The following is a 19,158-nucleotide window of genomic DNA, read 5'->3' on the forward strand; positions in this document are numbered from 1 at the left end:
CTGACACGGCTCAGTGGGGGTTGATCAGTTTTGTGAGGAGAGCGCCAGCAGCTCTGGGCCACGGCGCACCATGATGCGACCGCCCCAGTACACGCCGATCACGAGCACGAGCAGACCGAGCGGCACCCCGACGATGAACGCGGCCCAGTGTGGCTGCAGTTCGGTGAAGGGGTTGAAGAGCACCACGGCGAGCACGGGAAGCGCGAACAGGAGCGAGAGCGCGAAGGTGAAGGATTGCACGGTGGCCGCGTTCGAGACGAGGGCCTGGGGCTGGATGAAGGCACCGTGCCCGGGCAGCGGCGCTGCGTAGGGGAAGGCGGCGGAGCTGACACTCGAGATGCCAAGCCCAGCGAAGAGCACGCAGAGGCTGAGCCCGATCAAACCAGGAAGTGCTTCGTCGTTGCCGACGATGACGACCGTAATGATGCTTCCGACCACAGCGAGCGGGATGCCGACCAGGAGGTTGGGGACGATGCGCCCCCACCGGTCGTCAGCACCACGCGTGTGGGCCGAGACGTGAGTCCAGAGTGCCGTGTTGTCGTGGGCGACGTCGTTGTGTGCGCTCCAGCCGAGGAACAGACACATGACGGGCACGGGAATCCAAGCGATTACGTCGGCGCCGATGCCGCCGACGAGGAGCGCTGCCACCATTCCGATGGGGATGATGGGGATTGCAGAGAGAGCAACGAAGTAGCGTGCATCCCGAGCCCAGTAGCTGAGGCTGCGGGCGGCGATTGCGCCGAGGGGCGTTGCCGGCATGAGACGGAACCAGCCCAAGCCGGAACGGTACGTTTCGACGGCGCTGCGTTCGGGGCGAGCCAGAACGTAGCCCATGAGGAAGTACCAGCAAGCCGCGAGAATCGCGAGGAACCCGAGGGCGATCGCGAGCTTGGCGACGACGTCACCGCTGTCACCGGTTGCCGCCGCTGCTGGCGCGCTGAAGGCGACGCCGAGGGGTGTCCATTCCAGAACCGCGGCGACTCGTCGAATCACGGGCAGCACTTGCGATTGGTAGTCGGCGAGCGCCAGCATCACCGCGATCGGTAGCGAGGCCACCACGAGAGTGATCGCTACGATGCCGAAGCTTTCGCGCAGGCGGCGGGTGCTCAGGTAGCGGGCGGCGATGAGGCTCGCGAGGCGAGCTCCGACTACCGCCGTGGCGATCACGATGAGCCCGGAAAGCACCGAGACGAGGGCGGATGCCACGGTTCCCGACCAGGCGACGATTTGGGCGATGGTGAGGCCCACCAGCATGACGGTGGGGATGCTGATCGCGCCGACGAGCAGCAGCAGGGCTGCGAGCTTGATACGAGTCAGCGGCAGGTACGAGAAGCGGCGCGGGTCGAGCGGGTCATCCGCGTTCCAGCCGAGTGGCATCACTAGGAACCCGATAAGCACCGCTGAGCCGAAGACCACAAGGGTCGCTCCGGCTACTTCTACGGTGGTGCTGCGCAGGTTTGCTACGGCAGAAATGGCGATCAGGAAGAGTACGGCGCTGTAGATCAGCACCAGTCCCATGGCGGATGCTACGAGCGGCCCTCGGCGAAAAGCATTCGCGAGGAGGGTGAGTTTCAGTCGGAGAAACTGCTTAACCACTCGAGCCCTCCCCCGCTGGAATTCTTACCGGTCAGCTGTACGAAGCGGTCTTCGAGCGACATTCCGTTGCGCACTTCGTCGATGGTGCCGTCGGCAAGAAGCTTGCCTTCAACGATGACGGCGACGTGGCTGCAGACTCGTTGCACGAGTTCCATGCGGTGGCTCGAGAGCAGCACGGTGCCGCCGGCGTTGACGTACTGCTTGAGGATGCGCGTGACGGTTGCTGCCGAAACCGGGTCGACGGATTCGAACGGTTCATCGAGCACGAGCAGTCGCGGCGAGTGAATCATGGCGGCGGCGAGCGCAACCTTCTTGAGCATTCCCGACGAGTAGTCGCTGACGAGACGCCCCATGACGTCGTCGAGTCCGAAGGCCGTCGCGAGGTCGGCGGAACGCTTGCGCACCTCGGTCGAGTTGAGACCGCGCAGCACTCCCGAGTAGTAGAGCAGTTGCGAGCCGGTAAGGCGGTCGAAGATGCGCAGACGGTCGGGCAGTACACCGATGGAGCGCTTGGCTACCTCGGGCGATTCCCACACGTCGACACCATTGACGGTCGCGTTGCCCGAGTCGGGGCGCAGCAAACCGGTGATCATGGAGAGGGTCGTGGTCTTACCAGCGCCGTTGGGGCCAACAATTCCGTAGAACACTCCCGCGCGCACGCTGAGGCGAATGTCGTCGACAGCAACTGTGTCGCCGAAGTCCTTCGAGAGTCCATTCACCTGCAAGACAACGTCTTCGGATGTCGCTTCGAGTCCATGAGAAACGGTGGCGTCCACGGCAACCAGAGCTGCGCTCGCGTCATCCGTTTCGGAAGCTGCAACGTCATCGCTCTCGAGCTCGACCACAATCGTTGGAGCGTCAGAGCCGAGCACCTCGTCCTCGGGCGCAGCAGTCTCGGGCTTTGCCTCTACCGGCGCGGCCGTCGTTGACTCCGCGGCGTCCGTTTGGGTGGCGTCTTGTTCCGCGGCTGGCACCTCATCGGCTTCGTCGGGCTGGTCTGCCTCGTCGGCGCTGTCGGTTTCGTCAGCCTTGGATTCGGTTACATCAGCATCAGCCGTCTCAGCCGCAAGACGCTCAGCCTCAACGCGCTCTGCTTCTGCTTCTGCTTCTGCTTCTGCTTCAGCCTTTTCAGCTTCAGCTCGTTCCGCTTCAAACTTGTCAGTCTCGGCTTTGTCGGCGGCGGCCTTTTCGTCTGCGAGCTTCTGAGCGGCAGCCTTCTGGGCTGCAGCTTCGGCGGCCGGGGCCGCAAACTGCGAGGCGAGTGCGCGCAAGCGCGCCAGGCCGGCAAGTACAGCATCCGGCTTGCCTTCGGCGGCAGGCGCCTCGTCGGTGTCTTTCACGTCTGCCGCAGCATCCGCGGTGTCGTCGGCAGAACTTTCGGTGTCGTCTGCGTTATCGGCATCGACGCCGACCTTTGAGGCATCAGTGTCGGCATCAGGCGCATCGACGTGCGCGGTCTCGACCTCAGTCTCGGGCTCCCCGTCAGTGGTGATGTCGACGGCGGCGGTTCCTACGACTTCAACGTCGTCAGCAGCGCGGTCGGCGATGTCAGAGTCCACAGCGGGGGCAGTGGGCTTCGGCGACGTGGAGCGGGGGCTCGTGGGCTTCGGGGCGCTCGGTTTGGGAGCCTGCGGCTTCGGGGCCCCGGGCTTGGGCGCGGCAACGCCAGCAGCGGTAGCGGCACCCTCATTCGGCGACTCAACTACGACATCCACCGACTCGCTCGTGCTGGTATCGCTGCTGGTGAGGGCGCGCTCGGCATCCTCGGCTGCGGTAACAACGGTCTCCGGCTGCGCGCCAGCAGCCCGCGAGGCGGGCTTCTTGGCTGCGGCTGGCTTGGAGGTTCTGGAGTTCTTCGTGGCCGAAGTCTTTGCACCAGTGCTGGCAGCAGTCGATGACTTCGCCGCGGGGCGTTTTGCCGCCGCACTTGGCTTGGCCGCACTCGGCTTCGCGGTAGCGCTCTTCGCCGCTAGGGATGACGGCTTTGGAACCGTCGACGCTTCGGGAGCAGGCGTCACGTTGGTCGCGGCGGCGCTCGTCGAGCGGGCAGGCGCCTTTCGAGCTGCAGGCTTCTTGGCGGCAGGCTTACGAGTAGCAGAAGCTGAGGGCTTGGCGGCAGACGTTTTCGCTTGAGAACCACGGGCCGCTGCCGGCTTTCGGGTGCTGCTCGCGGGCTTCGTTACCGGCGTTTCAACAGTCTTCTTGCCCTCGTCGGGTGTCTGGGCATTTTCCACTGTCCAAACCTACCAAGCAGTTGCCGTGAGAATGAGCGTGTATCACAAATAGGCAACAACCCAGTTAAATCTATGGAGTTCTCGGGCAGCACCGTTAGCCTGACTATCGCACAAAGGTGTGTCGATTTTGCCAATCTCGGGTTAACAGCAGGTTAACCATGCGCTGTTCCCGAGCCCCAGAACATTGAGGAGACCACCATGACTACACAGGTAGTAATTTTAGCTGCCGGTATGGGCAGCCGTTTGGGCCGCTCGCTTCCGAAGCCCCTGACTGAGCTCAGCGATGGCCGCACCATCATGAAGCAGCAGTTCGACAACATCCACCACGCCTTCGGCAACAACGTCAAGGTCACGATCGTTGTCGGCTACAAGCTCGAGCACATCATCGAGGCATTCCCCGAGGCGTCGTTCGTTTACAACGAGCAGTACGACCAAACCAACACGTCGAAGAGCCTCATGCGTGCGCTTCAGGCGTCCACTCCTGGTGGAGTGCTCTGGATGAACGGCGACGTCGTCTTCGACCCCACCGCTCTCGAGCGCGCCGCAGCCATGGTTGCGCGCGATCAGTCATTCGTCAGCGTCAACACCGCGAAGGTATCTGACGAAGAGGTCAAGTACACGACCGACGCTGAGGGCTTCATCAAGGAGCTCTCCAAGACCGTCAAGGGCGGACTGGGCGAGGCCGTGGGAATCAACTACATCTCGCGCGACGCCAAGGCGACGCTGCTGCGCCACCTCAAGAAGGTCGGCGACCAGGACTACTTCGAACGCGGCATTGAGCTCGCCATCGAAGAAGACAACCTCCTCATCGAGCCCATCGACATCTCAGACCTCTACGCCATTGAGGTTGACTTCGCCGAAGACCTCGAGCGCGCCAACCTCTTCGTCTAAGCACGAAAGCTGCGCTGTAGCGCCGATCACTAATGCCCGTCCGCACCTCGTGCGCGGCGGGCATTAGTGCATTCAACGAGGAAAAATCCGCCCCAGATCGGTCACGTGCAGGCGATTCGCAAATTGCCACCTAATATAGGGGCGTGGCGAACACAGCATTGGAACGACCTTCGTGGTCCCCCCTTACCCGATACCGTCGCACTCTCTGGTTGCTCACTGTGCGCGACCTGCGCGTGCGTTATTCAACGTCCGCCCTGGGCTACGTGTGGTCGATCCTCGACCCTCTAGTTATGGCCGGCATCTATTGGTTTGTCTTCACGGAAATCTTTGAGCGCACGGTAGGCGAGAAGCCCTACATTGTGTTCTTGCTCTCCGCGATGTTGCCGTGGATGTGGTTCAACGGAGCCGTGGCAGACTCTACGCGCGCGTATCTGCGTGAGGCCAAACTGATCCGGTCGACTAACATCCCTCGCACCATCTGGGTTGCGCGTCTCGTGCTTTCCAAGGGCATCGAATTTCTTGCCAGCATCCCGGTGATTGCGTTCTTCGCCATCGTCAACGGTGCAGTACTGCATTGGGAAGCCGTGTACTTCCTGCTCGCCATCGCGATTCAGGCAATTCTAACGATGGGCGTTGGCCTAATCGTCGCCCCTCTCGTCGTGTTCTTCCGAGATCTTGAGCGGGCCACGAAGCTAGCGCTGAGATTCCTTTTTTACGCCTCTCCGATTATCTACGGCCTTCCTGATCTCGCTAAGTTGGGGCTCGAAGGAGTGGCGGCGTTCAATCCGCTCGCCGGAATCTTCTCTCTCTACCGAGCAGCGTTCTTCCCGGACCAACTTAATTGGTACGCCGTGCTAATCTCCGCGCTCATGAGCAGCATCATCATGGTCGTCGGAATCCTCGTCTTTGCGCGCACCGAACGCGCCGTGCTGAAGGAAATTTAATGAGTGACAAACACGTCATTCGGGTTGAAGATGCCGGCATCCGGTTTCGACTCCACCGACGTTCACGCCGCAACTTCAAGGATCTCTTTGCCGGTCGCAAACGCAGAGCTCGGTCAGACGAATTCTGGGCGCTACGAAATGTCAGCTTCAATGTAAAAGCGGGCGAAGCTATCGGCGTTGTTGGCCGCAACGGCCAAGGTAAGTCGACACTCTTGAAGCTGGTTGCGCAAGTCGTCCTTCCCGATGAAGGCAGCGTCTCGGTCGATGACGGGGTCGCGCCGCTCATCGAGATCACCGGCGGGTTCGTAGACGATCTCACTGTGCGCGAGAACGTCTATCTCACTGCCGGTCTGCACGGAATGACCAAACAAGAGATCAACGACCGCTTTGACGAGATCATCGACTTTGCCGAGATCGAACGTTTTCTCGACACCCCTTATAAGCACCTCTCGAGCGGCATGAAGGTACGTATCGCATTCGCGGTGATTTCACGCCTCGAGGAACCGATCCTTCTTGTCGATGAGGTACTCGCAGTAGGCGATAAAGCATTCCGAGAAAAGTGCTACCGCCGCATTGAAGACCTGCTCGACGGTGGGCGGACACTCTTCTTCGTCTCGCACAATGAACGCGACCTGCGTCGCTTCTGTACTCGAGGTCTATACCTCGACAAAGGTGAGTTGCTTATAGACGGCCCCATCGACGATGTGCTCGCGCAGTACAACGCCGACTACGGCATCAAGCGCAGAGAACGCTAGCGGACGACGTCACGGTTGGCCAACGGCTGGCCTACTCCCGGGGTGCCGTCAGACACCTCCGCTACGGTTTAACCCATGGCATCCAGTGATATGAGCACTTCACACCCGATGGTGGTGCGCGGCATCGACCGCGTGCTCACGGTGCAGCGTCCCGTTGTGTTGGCGCACATCCGTAGCATCCGTCGCAGCAAACCTCAGGCCACTCCGGATGAGATCATCGCCGTCCTTGAGCGTCGTTATTTGGCTGCGGTCACGACCGGTGGCGCCCTCGTGGGGGTGAGCGCTGCGATCCCCGCCGTGGGCACAGGGGCATCCCTCGCCCTTTCCGGCGTCGAAACTGCAGGCTTTCTTGAGGCGAGTGCTCTGTTTGCTCAGTCCGTCACCGAGGTACACGGCATTGTCGTTGACGACCCCGACCGCGCCCGCGCTCTCGTCATGACGATGGTGCTAGGTGGTGCCGGCAGCGATCTCGTGAAGCAGCTCGCCGCCCAAGCCACGGGCACCGGCGCCGCTCGCTCCGCGTTCTGGGGCGAGACTCTGGCCAAGAACTTGCCCAGCACGCTGGTGGGTCCCATCGCCGACCGCCTCAAGCGCACCTTCCTCAAGCGTTACGCTGCCGCGCAGGGCACCAACGTCGTTGGTCGTCTCATGCCGTTCGGTATCGGCGCGGTCATCGGTGGTGGCGGTAACAACATTCTCGGCCGTCAGATCATCCGCACTGCTCGACAAGGGTTCGGGCCTGCTCCCGCAACGCTGCCGTCGTGGCTCGAGCCGGTAATCGCGCTGCCCAAGGCAGCCAAGACACCTCGGGTACGAGGCGAACGTAAGCGCCTCCCCGCACTGCCCGCACTGCCCGCACTGCCGGGACTACCCCACCGACGCAAGAGCCGCGGCTGGGTTGAGCTCGAAACACTCGCCGATCTCGAACAGCACTTGGACTCCGATCAATTGACGGCAATCGAGGCCGGAGACGCTAGCGCAGCCGAGCCCACGCCCGAGCACGAGCACGAGCCGACGCTGGACTCGGCGTCGGAGACCGAAGCTCCCCGCTAAGCAGGGCGTTTCGTCTTAGACGGACTACTCTGCGTCGGGCGACTCGTCGTCGTCATCTTCGAACGGGTCGACCTCGGTGACGTGACGGTCGCCGATGTGAATCTGCGCGTGACGGTGCCAGAGCGCCACGAGCGACTCTACGGCCTCGTGGAAGCGAGCGGTAGCCGCGCCTGGCGTCGTGTCACCAAAGTGACGTTCTGCCCAATAACCCAAGCGTTCTCGTGCTTCGGTATCGACCTGCACTCGCTCGGCGATAGCGAGAATGTCGCCGGCCTGATCGGCGCGCAGCCATTCGCACGAACCGAGGTAGCCACCCTCGTCGATCTCCGCATGCTCCGAAATCGGGCGCGTAACGATGAGAGGTTTACCGGTGGCGAGACGGTCGTAAACCATTGCCGAAACGTCAGTGATCGCGACATCCGCTGCCACTAACTGCCAGCCCATTTCTTTGCCGTCGTCGTAAATGTGCTGCACCGAAGGATCGGACTCATTTGCCTCGGCAATCGCCGCAATGATGTCGATGTTGGCGCGCTTGTACTCGGCATTGACCACACCGCTGCGCGGATGCGGACGGTAAATAAGGCGGTGCTTGTCGCTGGCGAGAACGGCCTTGGCCAGAGCGACCCCGTGACTCTCGATCGAACCGTAGGCAGCCGCATCCCGGTCGCCCTCCCAGGTGGGCGCATAGAGCACGACCGTGCGGTCATCCGGAGTGTAAGGAAGGTCACCGGCGAAGTGATCGGCCTGGGGGCGCCCGATGGGGATCGCCTTTTTCTTGAGATCGAAATCCCAAAGCTTGTAGCTCAGTCGATCGAGCGCAGCATCCCCGGCCACGAAGCTGTAGTCGTAGGCCTTGAACTGGTTCGTTGTCATGTACATCTTGTCGCTCTCACCGTGGTTGATGAAAACGTGCCACATACGGCCGTAGCGGAACATCTGAAAGTTCTTGGCGTTCTGGTTGACGTAGAAAATGATCTTCAACGGCTGCTCAGCAACGAATTGCTCAAGCTCAGAAACGCGACGCAAGTAGATGGTGGGCACGGGAGCCTCATCCCAGAGGGCAAGCACCGAGCTGGGCGAACGCGCAATGATCGCCACCGGAAAGCGCTTCGACAGCTCGGCGAGGGGCGCGTACCACTGACGCATCTGGTAGAGGTTCACCTTGGTATCAGCGAAATAAACGGCAATGCTCACCGATCCGGGAACGGGCAGCGGATGCTCATCAATCAGCCCGGCAACGCGTCGCCGATTGCGGCGCGAGCGCAACATCGTGCGCACCACCTTGCGTGCGGTCTTGATGTCCTTCAGTAGAGCCATGGTCACAATCAAATCACTGGAAGTATGGTGCGCTAGCTCCCGCGCCACACCGTTATCGAGCCGATGCTGATCCTTGAGCAGGAGGCTGAGCAGCGCTTTCGATAGTACTAGCCCCACATTCGCGGCAGATTACTGGGGAAGAGCCCTTAAAACCGCATGTTACTAGGGGTTAAGCAGGTACTGTTGACACAATGACCGATTCTGATTCAACCGCACCGTCTGAACCCACCGAGACCGCGATCACTTTCTCCGACCTCGCTCTCAGCGATGCGGTATTGAAAGCGGTCCGCGACATTGGCTACGAGACGCCTTCGGCTATCCAAGCAGCCACTATTCCTACTCTTCTGGAAGGGCGCGACGTAGTCGGCCTGGCCCAGACCGGCACGGGAAAGACCGCAGCTTTCGCGCTGCCGATTCTCTCGCGCCTCGATGTATCCCAGAGCAAGCCTCAAGCGCTCGTGCTCTCCCCCACCCGCGAACTCGCGTTGCAGGTGTGTGAGGCATTCGAGAAGTACGCGACCCACATGCGTGGTGTGCACGTGCTCCCCGTCTATGGCGGACAAGCCTATGGCGTTCAGCTGTCGGCATTGCGCCGAGGCGTTCACGTTGTTGTCGGTACCCCCGGCCGCATCATGGACCACCTTGCCAAGGGCACCCTCGACCTCTCCGAGCTCAAGTACCTCGTTCTCGATGAGGCCGACGAAATGCTCAAGATGGGCTTCGCCGAAGACGTTGAGACGATCCTCGCCGACACCCCCGATGACAAGCAGGTCGCTCTCTTCTCTGCAACGATGCCGGCTCAGATTCGCCGCATCTCCAAGAAGTACCTCAACGACGCTGAAGAGATCACGGTCAAGGCCAAGACCACGACGTCGGCCAACACCACTCAGCGCTACCTGATCGTCTCCTACCCGCAAAAGGTGGATGCTCTCACCCGCATCCTCGAAGTGGAAAACTTCGAAGGCATGATCATCTTCGTTCGCACGAAGAGCGAAACCGAGAACCTCGCCGAGAAGCTGCGCGCCCGCGGTTACTCCGCCGCCGCGATCAGCGGTGACGTTGCTCAGGCCCAGCGCGAGCGCACTGTCAACCAGCTCAAGTCGGGCAAGCTCGACATCCTGGTAGCAACCGACGTTGCTGCTCGTGGACTCGACGTTGACCGCATCAGCCACGTGGTGAACTTCGACATCCCCGTTGACACCGAGTCGTACGTGCACCGCATTGGTCGCACGGGTCGCGCCGGTCGCAGCGGTTCGGCCATCAGCTTCGTCACTCCTCGCGAGCGTCGCCTGCTGACCGCCATCGAAAAGGCCACGCGCCAGCCGCTCACGCAAATGCAGCTCCCTTCGGTTGAAGACGTCAACTCCACGCGCCTCACGCGCTTCGACGACGCCATCACCGAAGCCCTCAACCAGCAGGCGCGCATCACTGCATTCCGCGAGATCATCGGTCACTACGTCGAACACCACGACGTACCCGAGATGGATGTTGCTGCCGCTCTTGCCGTCGTGGCTCAGGGCGAGACCCCCCTGCTGCTCTCGGCTGAAGAAGAGCGCGCCCAGCGTTTCGCTGAGCGTGACGAGCGCAAGGCACGCACCGATCGCCCCGAGCGTGGTGGCGACCGCGGAGATCGTGGCGACCGCCCCGAGCGCCGTCCGCGTTCCACCAAGCCCATGGCGGCGTACCGTATCGAAGTGGGCAAGCGCCAGCGCGTCGAGCCCCGCCAGATCGTTGGCGCACTCGCCAACGAGGGTGGTCTCAGCCGTGACGACTTCGGACACATTCAGATTCGTCCGGACTTCTCGCTCGTCGAGTTGCCTGCCGACATGTCTAAAGACGTTCTCGAGCGCCTGCGCGACACTCGCATCAGCGGCAAGCTGATTGAGATCGCACCGGACCGCAAGGCGAACGGCGGCGGCGCACGCTCCGGTGGAGGCCAGTACCCCAGCCGCGACCGCTCCTTCGAAGGTGGCGCTCGCGCTAACCGCGAACGTGAAGCATCACGCGGCTACAACAACCGTGACGGCGACCGCAGTGGCGGCGGTTACGCCGGTGGTCGCGAAGGCGGCGGCAGCTACGACGATCGCCCCAAGCGCAAGCCTCGCTCCTAGAGCATGAACTAACGAAAGCGCGGTACTTCACTTCGGTGAGGTGCCGCGCTTTTGCGTGGGCGGTGCGGTGCGTGGGCGTGGCGTTCGCGCGGGCGGTGCGGTGCGTGGGCGTGGCGTTCGCGTGGGCGGTGCGGCGCGCGGGGCGGCGGGCGCGGCGGGCGCGGCGGATGACGCATGCCGCGAGCGAAGCCGGTGTGGTGGTGGCTAGATCACGGGAGGGCGACCGGCCCGCGCCATCCGCCCCACTGTCGCCCAGCTGATGCTGCGACGTCCGCCGGGGTTTTCGCGCCAGCCGGCGAACCAGCCGCCCCACCAAGCACGCATGCCCACGGGGTTCTTTGCGGAACGCAGCACGTGGATGGCCGTCCAGCTGGCCACGTAGATGGGTACGAGTGGCACGGGCAGGTTGCGCTTAGCCAACCAGATGCGGTTGCGCGCGTTGAGGCGGTAGTAGTAGCTATGACGGGCGGGGTCGATGGCAGGATGATTCGCCACGAGATTTCCGGCGTACCAGGCCCTTTTGCCGGCGCCCCATACGCGCCAGGCGAGCTCTATGCCTTCGTGAGCATAGAAGTACGGGTCGCCCCAGCCGCCGATCTCGTCGAAGAGCGGGCGCGGCATCAGAACGGCACCCTCCCAGACGGAAAAAACGTCGCTGGGGTGCGCCGGATCGCCCTTGCGAATGCGCGGGATCCAGCGGCGCGGGTTCTCTTTGCCCTCAGCGTCTTCGACGCGCGGCTGCAGGAGCCCGATGCTGGAGTCAGCCTGCATGATCGCGATCGCATCGCTGAGAAACGTCGGTGACGGGATGCTGGCATCGTCGTCGAGGAAGAAGATCCAGTCCCCCTGCACATGCTCGACTCCGCGATTGCGGCCTGCCGGAATGCCCAGGTTGGATTCGAGGTGAAGCCCGCGGACGCCATCCGGGAGCCCGCTGGGCTGCCAGCCGTTGCCAACGACGATCACATCGAGTTCGACGCCTTGCTGTGCCTGCAGCGAGGCGAGACCGCGCGCCAGATCGTCGGGGCGCTTGCCCTGACTGAGCGAGACAACGCCAACGCGGTGGGTCATGAGCGAACGCGCTTGGAAGCCATGATGGCGACGAAATGCCCGCCGAGCGCGAGGAGTGCCAGCGGAAGCAGAATGAGCAGCACAGTGCGTTCTGCGGCCATTGCGGGCACGAAGATCGCGATGATGGCGGTGGCGAAGGCGATCATCGTGAGTTCGACCGAGTGATACAGGCGGTGGAACGGTACGAAGCGGGCGAAGCGGCGTAGCCTGGCGACGAGGCTGTGGCTTGGCTCGGCCTCGCCCTTGCGGTCGCTGAGCTTCTCGAGGCCAGCGTTAGCGCGAGCGACGTGGACCATGTCGTTGAGCGCTTTGTTGAGAACGATGATGAGCGCGAGCGCGAACCCGGCCGTTGTCCAAGCGAAGTCTGCCGGGAAGTCGAGGGGCCAGCCCGCGGCTCGGATGCCCAAGGCGATCGGGATGAGGGCTTCGGTGCTGTAGTGCCCCACTTTGTCGAGGAAGACGCCGGCGGGTGAGCGAGTGTTGCGCCAGCGCGCGACTTCGCCATCGCTGCAGTCAACGAGCATCTGCATTTGGCCGAGGATGAGCGCGAGCGCAGCGCCCGTGAAACCGGGGATGAGGAGTGCCGCGGCAGTGAGCCAGCCGGTGAGGATCATGAGCCCGGTGACACCGTTGGCGCTGATGGACGTCTTGAGGAGCATCCAGGTCAGGTACGGAGAGAGGTCGCGCAGGTACAGCGACGCCGTCCAGTGCTCGGCGTTTGCGCGGAGTCGAACCTCGGGAGGTTGCGTGACTTCGCGCAGCTGAGCGATGGAGGTGGGGCGCGCAGAGGGCTGCGAGGGTGTGTGGGGGGACACGGTGTTACCTTCCCGTTTGCGCAGTGATATTTTTCGTGAGCTTCAGGAATCCGAGAATGAACCCGCTGCCCCATCCGAAGTGGATGCACGGCAACACGATCAGATACCAAAGACCTGAGCGTAACCCCTCTTGTGCAGTAGCAACAGCGGTTGCTGCCACGACGAAGAGGCCATACACGGCGGGGGCCGCGTAGGCGATAGCGAGCCAGTTGATACCGGTGACACTACCGATAATGCCGAGGATGAGCCCGATGGCGGTTCCGAGCACTGCGAGTGGCGGCACGAAGTAGCGCAGCGAGTTAGCGGTGCCGAAGCGGCGCGCCAGTTCACCGCGCCAGATTCCCGTCGCGACGAACTGACGGATGAGCGTGCGCAGGTTCGAGCGCGGGCGATAAACAACTTCGAGTTCGGGGGTGAACCACACGGTGCCGCCGGTGGCACGAAGTCGTCGGTTGAGTTCCCAGTCTTGGCCGCGCTTGATGTCTTCGTCAAAGAGCCCAACCTCAACGAGTCGGTCGCGCTGAAAGACACCGAGGTAGGCGGTGTCGGCGGGGCCTTCGTCGCCGCCCGTGTGGTGTTGCGTGCCACCGAGACCCTCGGGTGATCCGTAGGCGTGGGCGACGGCGCGTTCAAAGGGCGTGCGACCTTGCGCTTTCATCACGCCACCGACGTTGTCAGCTGCGGTGCGTTCGAGGGTTTCAACGGCGATGCGCGTGTAATTGGTGGGCAACACGGAGTGGGCGTCTACTCGAACCACGATGGGGTGAGTGGAGGCGCGGATGGCAGCATTGAGCCCGCCGGGAGTGGAGCCAAGTTCGTTCGGGATGTGACGGATGCGCGGGTCGAGTCGCGCCATTTCATCGATGATGGCGTTAGTGCCGTCAACGCTTGGCCCGAGCGCGAGCACGATTTCGAAGGGTCCTTCGTAGTCCTGCGCTGTGAGGCTGTCGACGGCTGCCTCGATGTGTTCAACTTCGTTGAGTACGGGCATCACGTACGACACACCAGTGAGGGCTTGAGCCTTCTTTGCCATGGGTTCCAATACGTAGGACTGGGTTGTCCGATAGAGCTTATCGCGTTGCGTGCGATCAGCGGCGGATACACACGTATGCGGCGTACACGAGCTTTGGGGCCCGTGCACGCCGCATGCGTGGTTAGTTCGGTTACTGGAGTGAACCGAGGGTCACGTCGACGGTGTATCCCTTACCGTCCCGGACGTACGTCAAGGGAACGCTTTCACCGGCTGCATATGCTCGCACCTGGGCGGTGAGGTCGGTCTTGTTGGTAATGGGCAGTCCGTCGAAGCCGGTGACGATGTCGCCGATCTGGAGTCCGGCATCCGCTGCTGCTCCGCCGTCAGAGATGCCGACGATGCTCGCGCCGACTACTTCAGCGTCGCTCTGGGCGGGGTCGTCGGTGACGTCAGCGACGGATGCTCCGAGGAGGCCGTGCGTTGCCGTTCCGGTTTCGAGGATCTCGTTAGCGACACGGCTAGCCGTGTTGGACGGGATCGCGAAGCCAACACCGATGCTGCCTTCGTTACCGCCGGAGGATGCGATGGCCACGTTGATGCCGATGAGTTCTCCATCGGAGTTCAACAGTGCACCACCGGAGTTGCCGGGGTTGATAGCGGCGTCAGTTTGGATGACGGCGAGAGCAACGCTGGCTTGAGTGGCAGAGCTTTGGCCGTTACCTTGACCGTTTTCTCCGAACAGGTCGAAGTTCCACAGGTCGGGCGCTTCGCTGTCATCAGGCGCGTCGGGGCTGATTTCGGGATCTTCGGGGAGAGCCGAAGATGCGATCGTGATGCTGCGGTTGAGTGCGCTCACGATTCCGCTGGTGACAGTGCCGGAGAGGCCGAGGGGCGCGCCGATTGCCACAGTGCTGTCTCCCACGTTGAGTTCACTGGAGTCGGCGATGTTGATGAAGGGCATGTCGCTTGCGTCGTCGATGTTGATGACGGCGATGTCGGATATCGGGTCGAAGCCGACCACGGTTGCGGAGAGCAGGCGACCGTCGGCGGTGGTGACGGTGACCTTGGGGTCGGCGACTTCACCGTCGAGGGTAACGACGTGGGCGTTGGTGATGACGTTGCCGTCTGCGCTGATGATGACGCCTGAGCCGCTACCGCCGCTGCTCTGGCCGGTCACGTTAATGGTGACGATGGCAGGGGCTGCTTTGGCGACGACGGAGGTGACGAGGGTGGCGTTACCGGGGTCGTTGACGGTGATGGATGCGGGGCTCGCTGTTCCGCTCACTGCCGACGTCGCTTGGTTGCCGACAGCCCACAGCGCGACGCCGGCGCCGGAGGCTCCGCCCAGGAGGGCGACGATCGCGAAGCCGGCGACGAGACCGAGGGTGAGGCGAGGCTTTTTGGCTGGCGCTGCAGGTCCAGCGGGCGCTGCTGTTGCTGCGGCGCCGAAGGCTGCTCCGGGAGCACTGGGAGCTGCTGTGGCGTGATCGTGAGTCACCGCTTCGGCGTGCACCGTGGGGCTGGTTGCTTCGGCGGGGGCGACTGCTGCAGCGACGGGCGCTTCAGCCGGAGCTTGAGCCGAGGCTGGCGGGGTTTCTGGGGTGATGGCGCTGTCGGCGGTGGGCGGGGTCTCGACCGGGGCAGCGTCTGCTGCGTCGGTGGAGGAAACGTGTGGGGGCGCATTGTTGGCGCCGGCGGCATTTTCTGCCGTGTTTGCTGCGGTGGGTGCGGCAGCGGGTGTTTCGGGTGTGCTGGGTGCGGTGCTGTTGTCGGGTGTGTTGTTGGCGGTGGGTTCTTCGGGGACCTCGGTCATGGTGTGCTCCTTTCAGCGGTGCTAGCCTCCACCGCGAACCTGTGCATTCTATTTAGTTCGCCTGTGGGCTGGCTGCGCGCTTGACCAGAGGATTTGTGGAGATGGTGGCGGGACTCCCGGCTTTGTGCGGTTTTTGTGTTGGGCGGCGTTCAGGTTGGGTTCAGCAGCCGATGCCGGTGGGGTTTGCGTTGCAGTCTTGATCGACGAGCACGGTGGTGGCGTGGCCGGCTGTGGCGGTGAGTGGCGGGGCGACGATGGTGAGGGTTCCGACGACGTTTTGCCAACTGCTGCCGGCTACCCGGAACTCGGCGGCGTAGGTGACGGCGAGGGTGATGGTGTACTCGCCGGGCTGATCGTAGATGTGGCTGGTGGGCGTCGCATCGAATTCTGCGATCTTGTATTTAGCCCAGGTGGTTCCCGCGTTGCTGAGGTTTGCTGTGGTGCCGTCGCCGTAGTCCCAGTTGTAGCCAACGGGCGTGAACCGCACTTGGGCGGTGCCACCGAAGAGGGTGCCGTCAACAACATGGGTGGATGCGGTGGCATAGAAATTGGTGTCGAGGCCGACAACCATCCACTGGTTCGGCTGCATCGCTGCGGTCGGAGGCTGCGGGCGGAATGTGGCGATGTCTGAAATTGAGATGGGCCCCGCGGCGGCCACCTCAGCAGGCTCAGGCATCAAGCACGGAACACGCGGGATGATGCACCAGTTCTCGTCTTCGGTCTGTGCTTCGCCGCCGCCGAAGCCAACGCCGAAGACAGGGGAACCCCCGGACCCGACGTTGGAGCCGGGGTAACTGTTTGAAGACTCGAGCTTCACCTCCCCGTTCCCCACCTGCGCGTTTGCGGGTGGATCCGTGTAGGCGTCAAGTTCAGTCGCGCCCGCGAGGACCCCTAGCCCGATCGCTGCTGGCAACAGCGAACGCGCGAGTGTTCCTCGCTTGAACATCCCTGTCAGCATTCAGGATCCGGCCAGTTCTCACGGCTCGAAATTTTCAGGCTGTTCGAAAGCCGGTCAAAGTCGAAGGTCGCCTCCATACGACTGCGGTCAAGGCGGTCATCGGGTACCACCGAGACTCCAGCTGAGTCCAAGACATCGACTGCCGAGACATCGTGGCATACATAGATTGTGATGATTTCCTTGTCGCCGCCGGTTGCCGAATATCGCTGCAATTCGACCTGATCAAAGGTCGCGACACCGGTGCTGTAGCCACCTCGTTCTTCAAGGCTCTCCATTCCATCAAAGTTCTCTTGCGCGAAATCGCCCACAGCGATCTCGAAAATCCGCTCGGCGTCTTTCCCACCGTCACGAAGGATCTCGCCAGAAATCCGGGTGTACTCCGCATAGGCCGCTTCAGCCGCGGCGAGCGCCTCTTCGTCAGTCGCGTAGGGCGCAACGAAGGTTGCAGTGGGTTCGGGTGAGGTTATGGCATCGGAGGGCGTGCATCCGCTCAGTACAACTAAGAGGAGCACGCCAACCGAGGCGCGTACGAGGTTCGGTAGCCGCATACAACGACGCTAAACACCCGGCAGGGTTCAGGCCCTCAACTTTCCACAACCAGACGCGGCATCCGGCCCCGCAAGTAGTTAGGCTTGGCGCACGATGACAGTCACCGGATCTTGGGAACGCGCCGCCAATGGCGCCATGCTGCTCGGCGCCGATGGGCAGCTGAGCCAAACAATCTTTGCCGAAATGTCGGCCCTCGCCGTCACCAGCGGCGCTATTAACCTGGGTCAGGGTTTCCCCGATGAAGACGGCCCCATCGAAGTGCTGGATGCCGCCCGCAAGGCCATTAGCGACGGCACCAACCAGTACCCGCCCGGCAACGGGCTCCCTGTATTGCGCAACGCGATCGCCGAGCATCAGCAGCGGTTCTACGGCATCGACGTTGACCCCGACACCGAAGTGCTCGCAACCGCCGGAGCCACCGAAGCCCTCGCCGCCACGATCCTCGCCCTCACGAGCGAAGGCGATGAGGTCATCACCCTCGAGCCGTTCTACGACGCCTACGGGGCCATGATCAACTATGCGCGCGCTACCCATGTGACGGTGCCGCTGCGCTCCCCCGACTTTCAGCCCGACCATGACGACATCCGGGCCGCTTTCAGCGGGCGAACTCGCCTCATCATTCTTAACAGTCCGCACAACCCCACGGGAAGCGTGCTCGACCGGGCGACGCTCGAACTAGTCGTCGAACTCGCCCACAAACACGACGCGCTCATCGTGACCGACGAAGTGTACGAACACATCACCTTCGGCAACGAACACATTCCTGTCGCGAGCCTGCCCGGCGCATTCGAGCGAACGATCAGCATCTCCAGCGGCGGCAAGACGTTCAACACCACCGGGTGGAAGATTGGGTGGATTACCGCGCCCCAACCACTGCTCAAAGCCATCATGGCCGTGAAGCAGTACCTCACCTACGTCAACGGTGCACCGCTGCAAGTGGGCATTGCGACCGGACTCGGGCTGCCCGACAACTACTTCACCGACCTTGCTAGCGGCCTCGCCCGCAAACGCGACACCCTCGGCGCCGGGCTGCGCAGCGCAGGTTTCGACGTCACCACGCCTCAAGCCGGCTACTTCATCATTGCGGATGCCGCACCACTGGGTGTCACGGACGCTGCAGACTTCTGCCGCGTCCTCCCCGAGATCAGCGGAGTCGTCGGAATCCCCGTGACTGCATTCGTGCATCCGGCGAACCACGGCGACTACAACACGCTCATCCGCTTCGCCTACTGCAAGAAGCCCGACGTACTCGATCGTGCAGCGGCTCAGCTTTCTGGGATGAAGCTGCGCAACTAGCGAACGACGGTCAAGATTTCTGCACCATCGTCGGTGATGGCGATCGTGTGCTCGCTATGAGCCGTGAGGCAACCGGTCACACTGCGCAAAGTCCAGCCATCGGCATCCGTCACGAGTTCGTCAGTGTCGGCCATCACCCATGGCTCGAGCGCCAGCAGCATTCCTGCGCGAAGCGGGAAGCCCCGACCTGGCCGGCCATTGTTGGCAACGTGAGGATCCTGATGCATCGTGGAGCCGATGCCGTGACCGCCGAACTCCATGTTGATGGGGTACCCGGCCTCGCTCAGCACCGTACCGATAGCGTGGGAAATATCGCCAATGCGATTGCCCGGTCGTGCCGCTGCGATGCCTTCGACGAGCGCCCGCTGCGTGACATCGATCAGTGCGAGGCTCTCGGCGGGCTGTGACTCCCCCACCACAAAACTGATCGCCGAGTCTGCCGCGACGCCGTCGAGAATCACCGCAAGGTCAAGAGTGAGAAGGTCACCCTCTGCGAGCGCATAGTCGTGGGGCAGCCCATGAAGCACCGCGTCGTTCACCCCTGTGCAGATGTAGTGCCCGAACGGGCCGCGCCCGAACGACGGTGCGTAATCGACGTAGCACGAGGTGGCCCCCGCCTCCAAGATCATCGACTGAGCCCAACGGTCAATCTCGAGCAGGTTAGTGCCGACCTTCGCTCGACCCTTCAACGTCTGCAAAATGTGGGCGACCAGAGCCCCCGTCTCCCGCGCACGAAGCAGCTCTCCGGGGCTAAGAATTTCGATCATTGACGCCTCCACACC

Annotated in this window: 16 protein-coding genes; 6 read left to right on the forward strand and 10 right to left on the reverse strand. The window is 62.7% G+C overall.

Annotated elements, in window-relative coordinates; all coding sequences use genetic code 11:
• Positions 1-24: 24 nt before the first annotated feature.
• Both ACWTV3_RS09650 and ACWTV3_RS09655 read right to left on the reverse strand, forming a co-directional pair.
• The gene (locus tag ACWTV3_RS09650; protein WP_498478004.1) at positions 25-1,596 is read right to left on the reverse strand and encodes a hypothetical protein; all 1,572 of its coding nucleotides are present in this window, start codon (positions 1,594-1,596) and stop codon (positions 25-27) included.
• Positions 1,572-3,830 (reverse strand): ABC transporter ATP-binding protein, encoded by a 2,259-nt coding sequence (locus ACWTV3_RS09655; protein WP_498478005.1) that lies wholly within the window; start codon positions 3,828-3,830, stop codon positions 1,572-1,574. Before ACWTV3_RS09655 ends, ACWTV3_RS09650 begins: the two co-directional genes overlap by 25 nt.
• 198 nt (positions 3,831-4,028) lie before the next feature.
• On the opposite strand from ACWTV3_RS09655, the gene ACWTV3_RS09660 reads away from it, so the two are divergent.
• The 4 genes from ACWTV3_RS09660 to ACWTV3_RS09675 all read left to right on the forward strand — a co-directional run bounded on the left by ACWTV3_RS09660 (position 4,029) and on the right by ACWTV3_RS09675 (position 7,473).
• Positions 4,029-4,721: a phosphocholine cytidylyltransferase family protein gene (locus tag ACWTV3_RS09660; protein ID WP_498478006.1), complete on the forward strand. Its 693-nt coding sequence runs from the start codon at positions 4,029-4,031 to the stop codon at positions 4,719-4,721.
• A gap of 143 nt (positions 4,722-4,864) precedes the next feature.
• The gene (locus tag ACWTV3_RS09665; protein ID WP_498478007.1) at positions 4,865-5,665 is read left to right on the forward strand and encodes an ABC transporter permease; all 801 of its coding nucleotides are present in this window, start codon (positions 4,865-4,867) and stop codon (positions 5,663-5,665) included.
• On the forward strand, positions 5,665-6,420 hold the full coding sequence (locus tag ACWTV3_RS09670; RefSeq protein WP_498478008.1) for an ABC transporter ATP-binding protein: 756 nt from the start codon (positions 5,665-5,667) through the stop codon (positions 6,418-6,420). Before ACWTV3_RS09665 ends, ACWTV3_RS09670 begins: the two co-directional genes overlap by 1 nt.
• A 75-nt stretch (positions 6,421-6,495) precedes the next feature.
• Positions 6,496-7,473 (forward strand): hypothetical protein, encoded by a 978-nt coding sequence (locus ACWTV3_RS09675; RefSeq protein ID WP_498478009.1) that lies wholly within the window; start codon positions 6,496-6,498, stop codon positions 7,471-7,473.
• A 24-nt stretch (positions 7,474-7,497) separates the two neighbouring features.
• On the opposite strand, the gene ACWTV3_RS09680 is transcribed toward ACWTV3_RS09675, so the two are convergent.
• Positions 7,498-8,790: a CDP-glycerol glycerophosphotransferase family protein gene (locus ACWTV3_RS09680; RefSeq protein WP_498478010.1), complete on the reverse strand. Its 1,293-nt coding sequence runs from the start codon at positions 8,788-8,790 to the stop codon at positions 7,498-7,500.
• A gap of 191 nt (positions 8,791-8,981) precedes the next feature.
• Between ACWTV3_RS09680 and ACWTV3_RS09685 the strand changes: the two genes are divergently transcribed.
• Positions 8,982-10,901 (forward strand): DEAD/DEAH box helicase, encoded by a 1,920-nt coding sequence (locus tag ACWTV3_RS09685; protein WP_498478011.1) that lies wholly within the window; start codon positions 8,982-8,984, stop codon positions 10,899-10,901.
• A 204-nt stretch (positions 10,902-11,105) separates the two neighbouring features.
• Here the strand turns inward: ACWTV3_RS09685 and ACWTV3_RS09690 are convergent, their stop codons facing one another.
• The 6 genes from ACWTV3_RS09690 to ACWTV3_RS09715 form a co-directional block, all read right to left on the reverse strand.
• Complete coding sequence (locus ACWTV3_RS09690) at positions 11,106-11,972, reverse strand: glycosyltransferase family 2 protein (protein WP_498478012.1); 867 nt, start codon at positions 11,970-11,972, stop codon at positions 11,106-11,108.
• The gene (locus tag ACWTV3_RS09695) at positions 11,969-12,787 is read right to left on the reverse strand and encodes a CDP-alcohol phosphatidyltransferase family protein (protein WP_498478013.1); all 819 of its coding nucleotides are present in this window, start codon (positions 12,785-12,787) and stop codon (positions 11,969-11,971) included. The genes ACWTV3_RS09690 and ACWTV3_RS09695 overlap by 4 nt, the downstream gene beginning before the upstream one ends.
• Before the next feature lie 4 nt (positions 12,788-12,791).
• Positions 12,792-13,820, reverse strand: a complete 1,029-nt coding sequence (locus ACWTV3_RS09700) for a glycosyltransferase family 2 protein (RefSeq protein WP_498478014.1) — start codon at positions 13,818-13,820, stop codon at positions 12,792-12,794.
• 130 nt (positions 13,821-13,950) lie between these two features.
• Positions 13,951-15,573 carry a S1C family serine protease gene (locus ACWTV3_RS09705; RefSeq protein ID WP_498478015.1) on the reverse strand — a complete coding sequence of 541 codons (1,623 nt, stop codon included), beginning with the start codon at positions 15,571-15,573 and terminating at the stop codon, positions 13,951-13,953.
• Between the two features lie 160 nt (positions 15,574-15,733).
• Positions 15,734-16,390, reverse strand: a complete 657-nt coding sequence (locus ACWTV3_RS09710; protein WP_498478016.1) for a PKD domain-containing protein — start codon at positions 16,388-16,390, stop codon at positions 15,734-15,736.
• Positions 16,391-16,524: 134 nt separating this feature from the next.
• A complete protein-coding gene (locus tag ACWTV3_RS09715) occupies positions 16,525-17,079 on the reverse strand; it encodes a hypothetical protein (protein ID WP_498478017.1) in 555 nt (184 codons plus the stop codon).
• A 94-nt stretch (positions 17,080-17,173) separates the two neighbouring features.
• Here ACWTV3_RS09715 and ACWTV3_RS09720 point away from each other — a divergent pair, with 94 nt between their 5' ends.
• Entirely contained in the window at positions 17,174-18,376 is a 1,203-nt protein-coding gene (locus tag ACWTV3_RS09720; RefSeq protein ID WP_498478018.1) for an aminotransferase class I/II-fold pyridoxal phosphate-dependent enzyme, read from the forward strand.
• On the opposite strand, the gene map is transcribed toward ACWTV3_RS09720, so the two are convergent.
• On the reverse strand, positions 18,373-19,143 hold the full coding sequence (map, locus tag ACWTV3_RS09725; protein WP_498478019.1) for a type I methionyl aminopeptidase: 771 nt from the start codon (positions 19,141-19,143) through the stop codon (positions 18,373-18,375). The genes ACWTV3_RS09720 and map overlap by 4 nt on opposite strands.
• Between the last annotated feature and the right edge of the window lie 15 nt (positions 19,144-19,158).

The sequence above is a fragment of the Salinibacterium sp. AL4.1 genome (assembly GCF_059767305.1).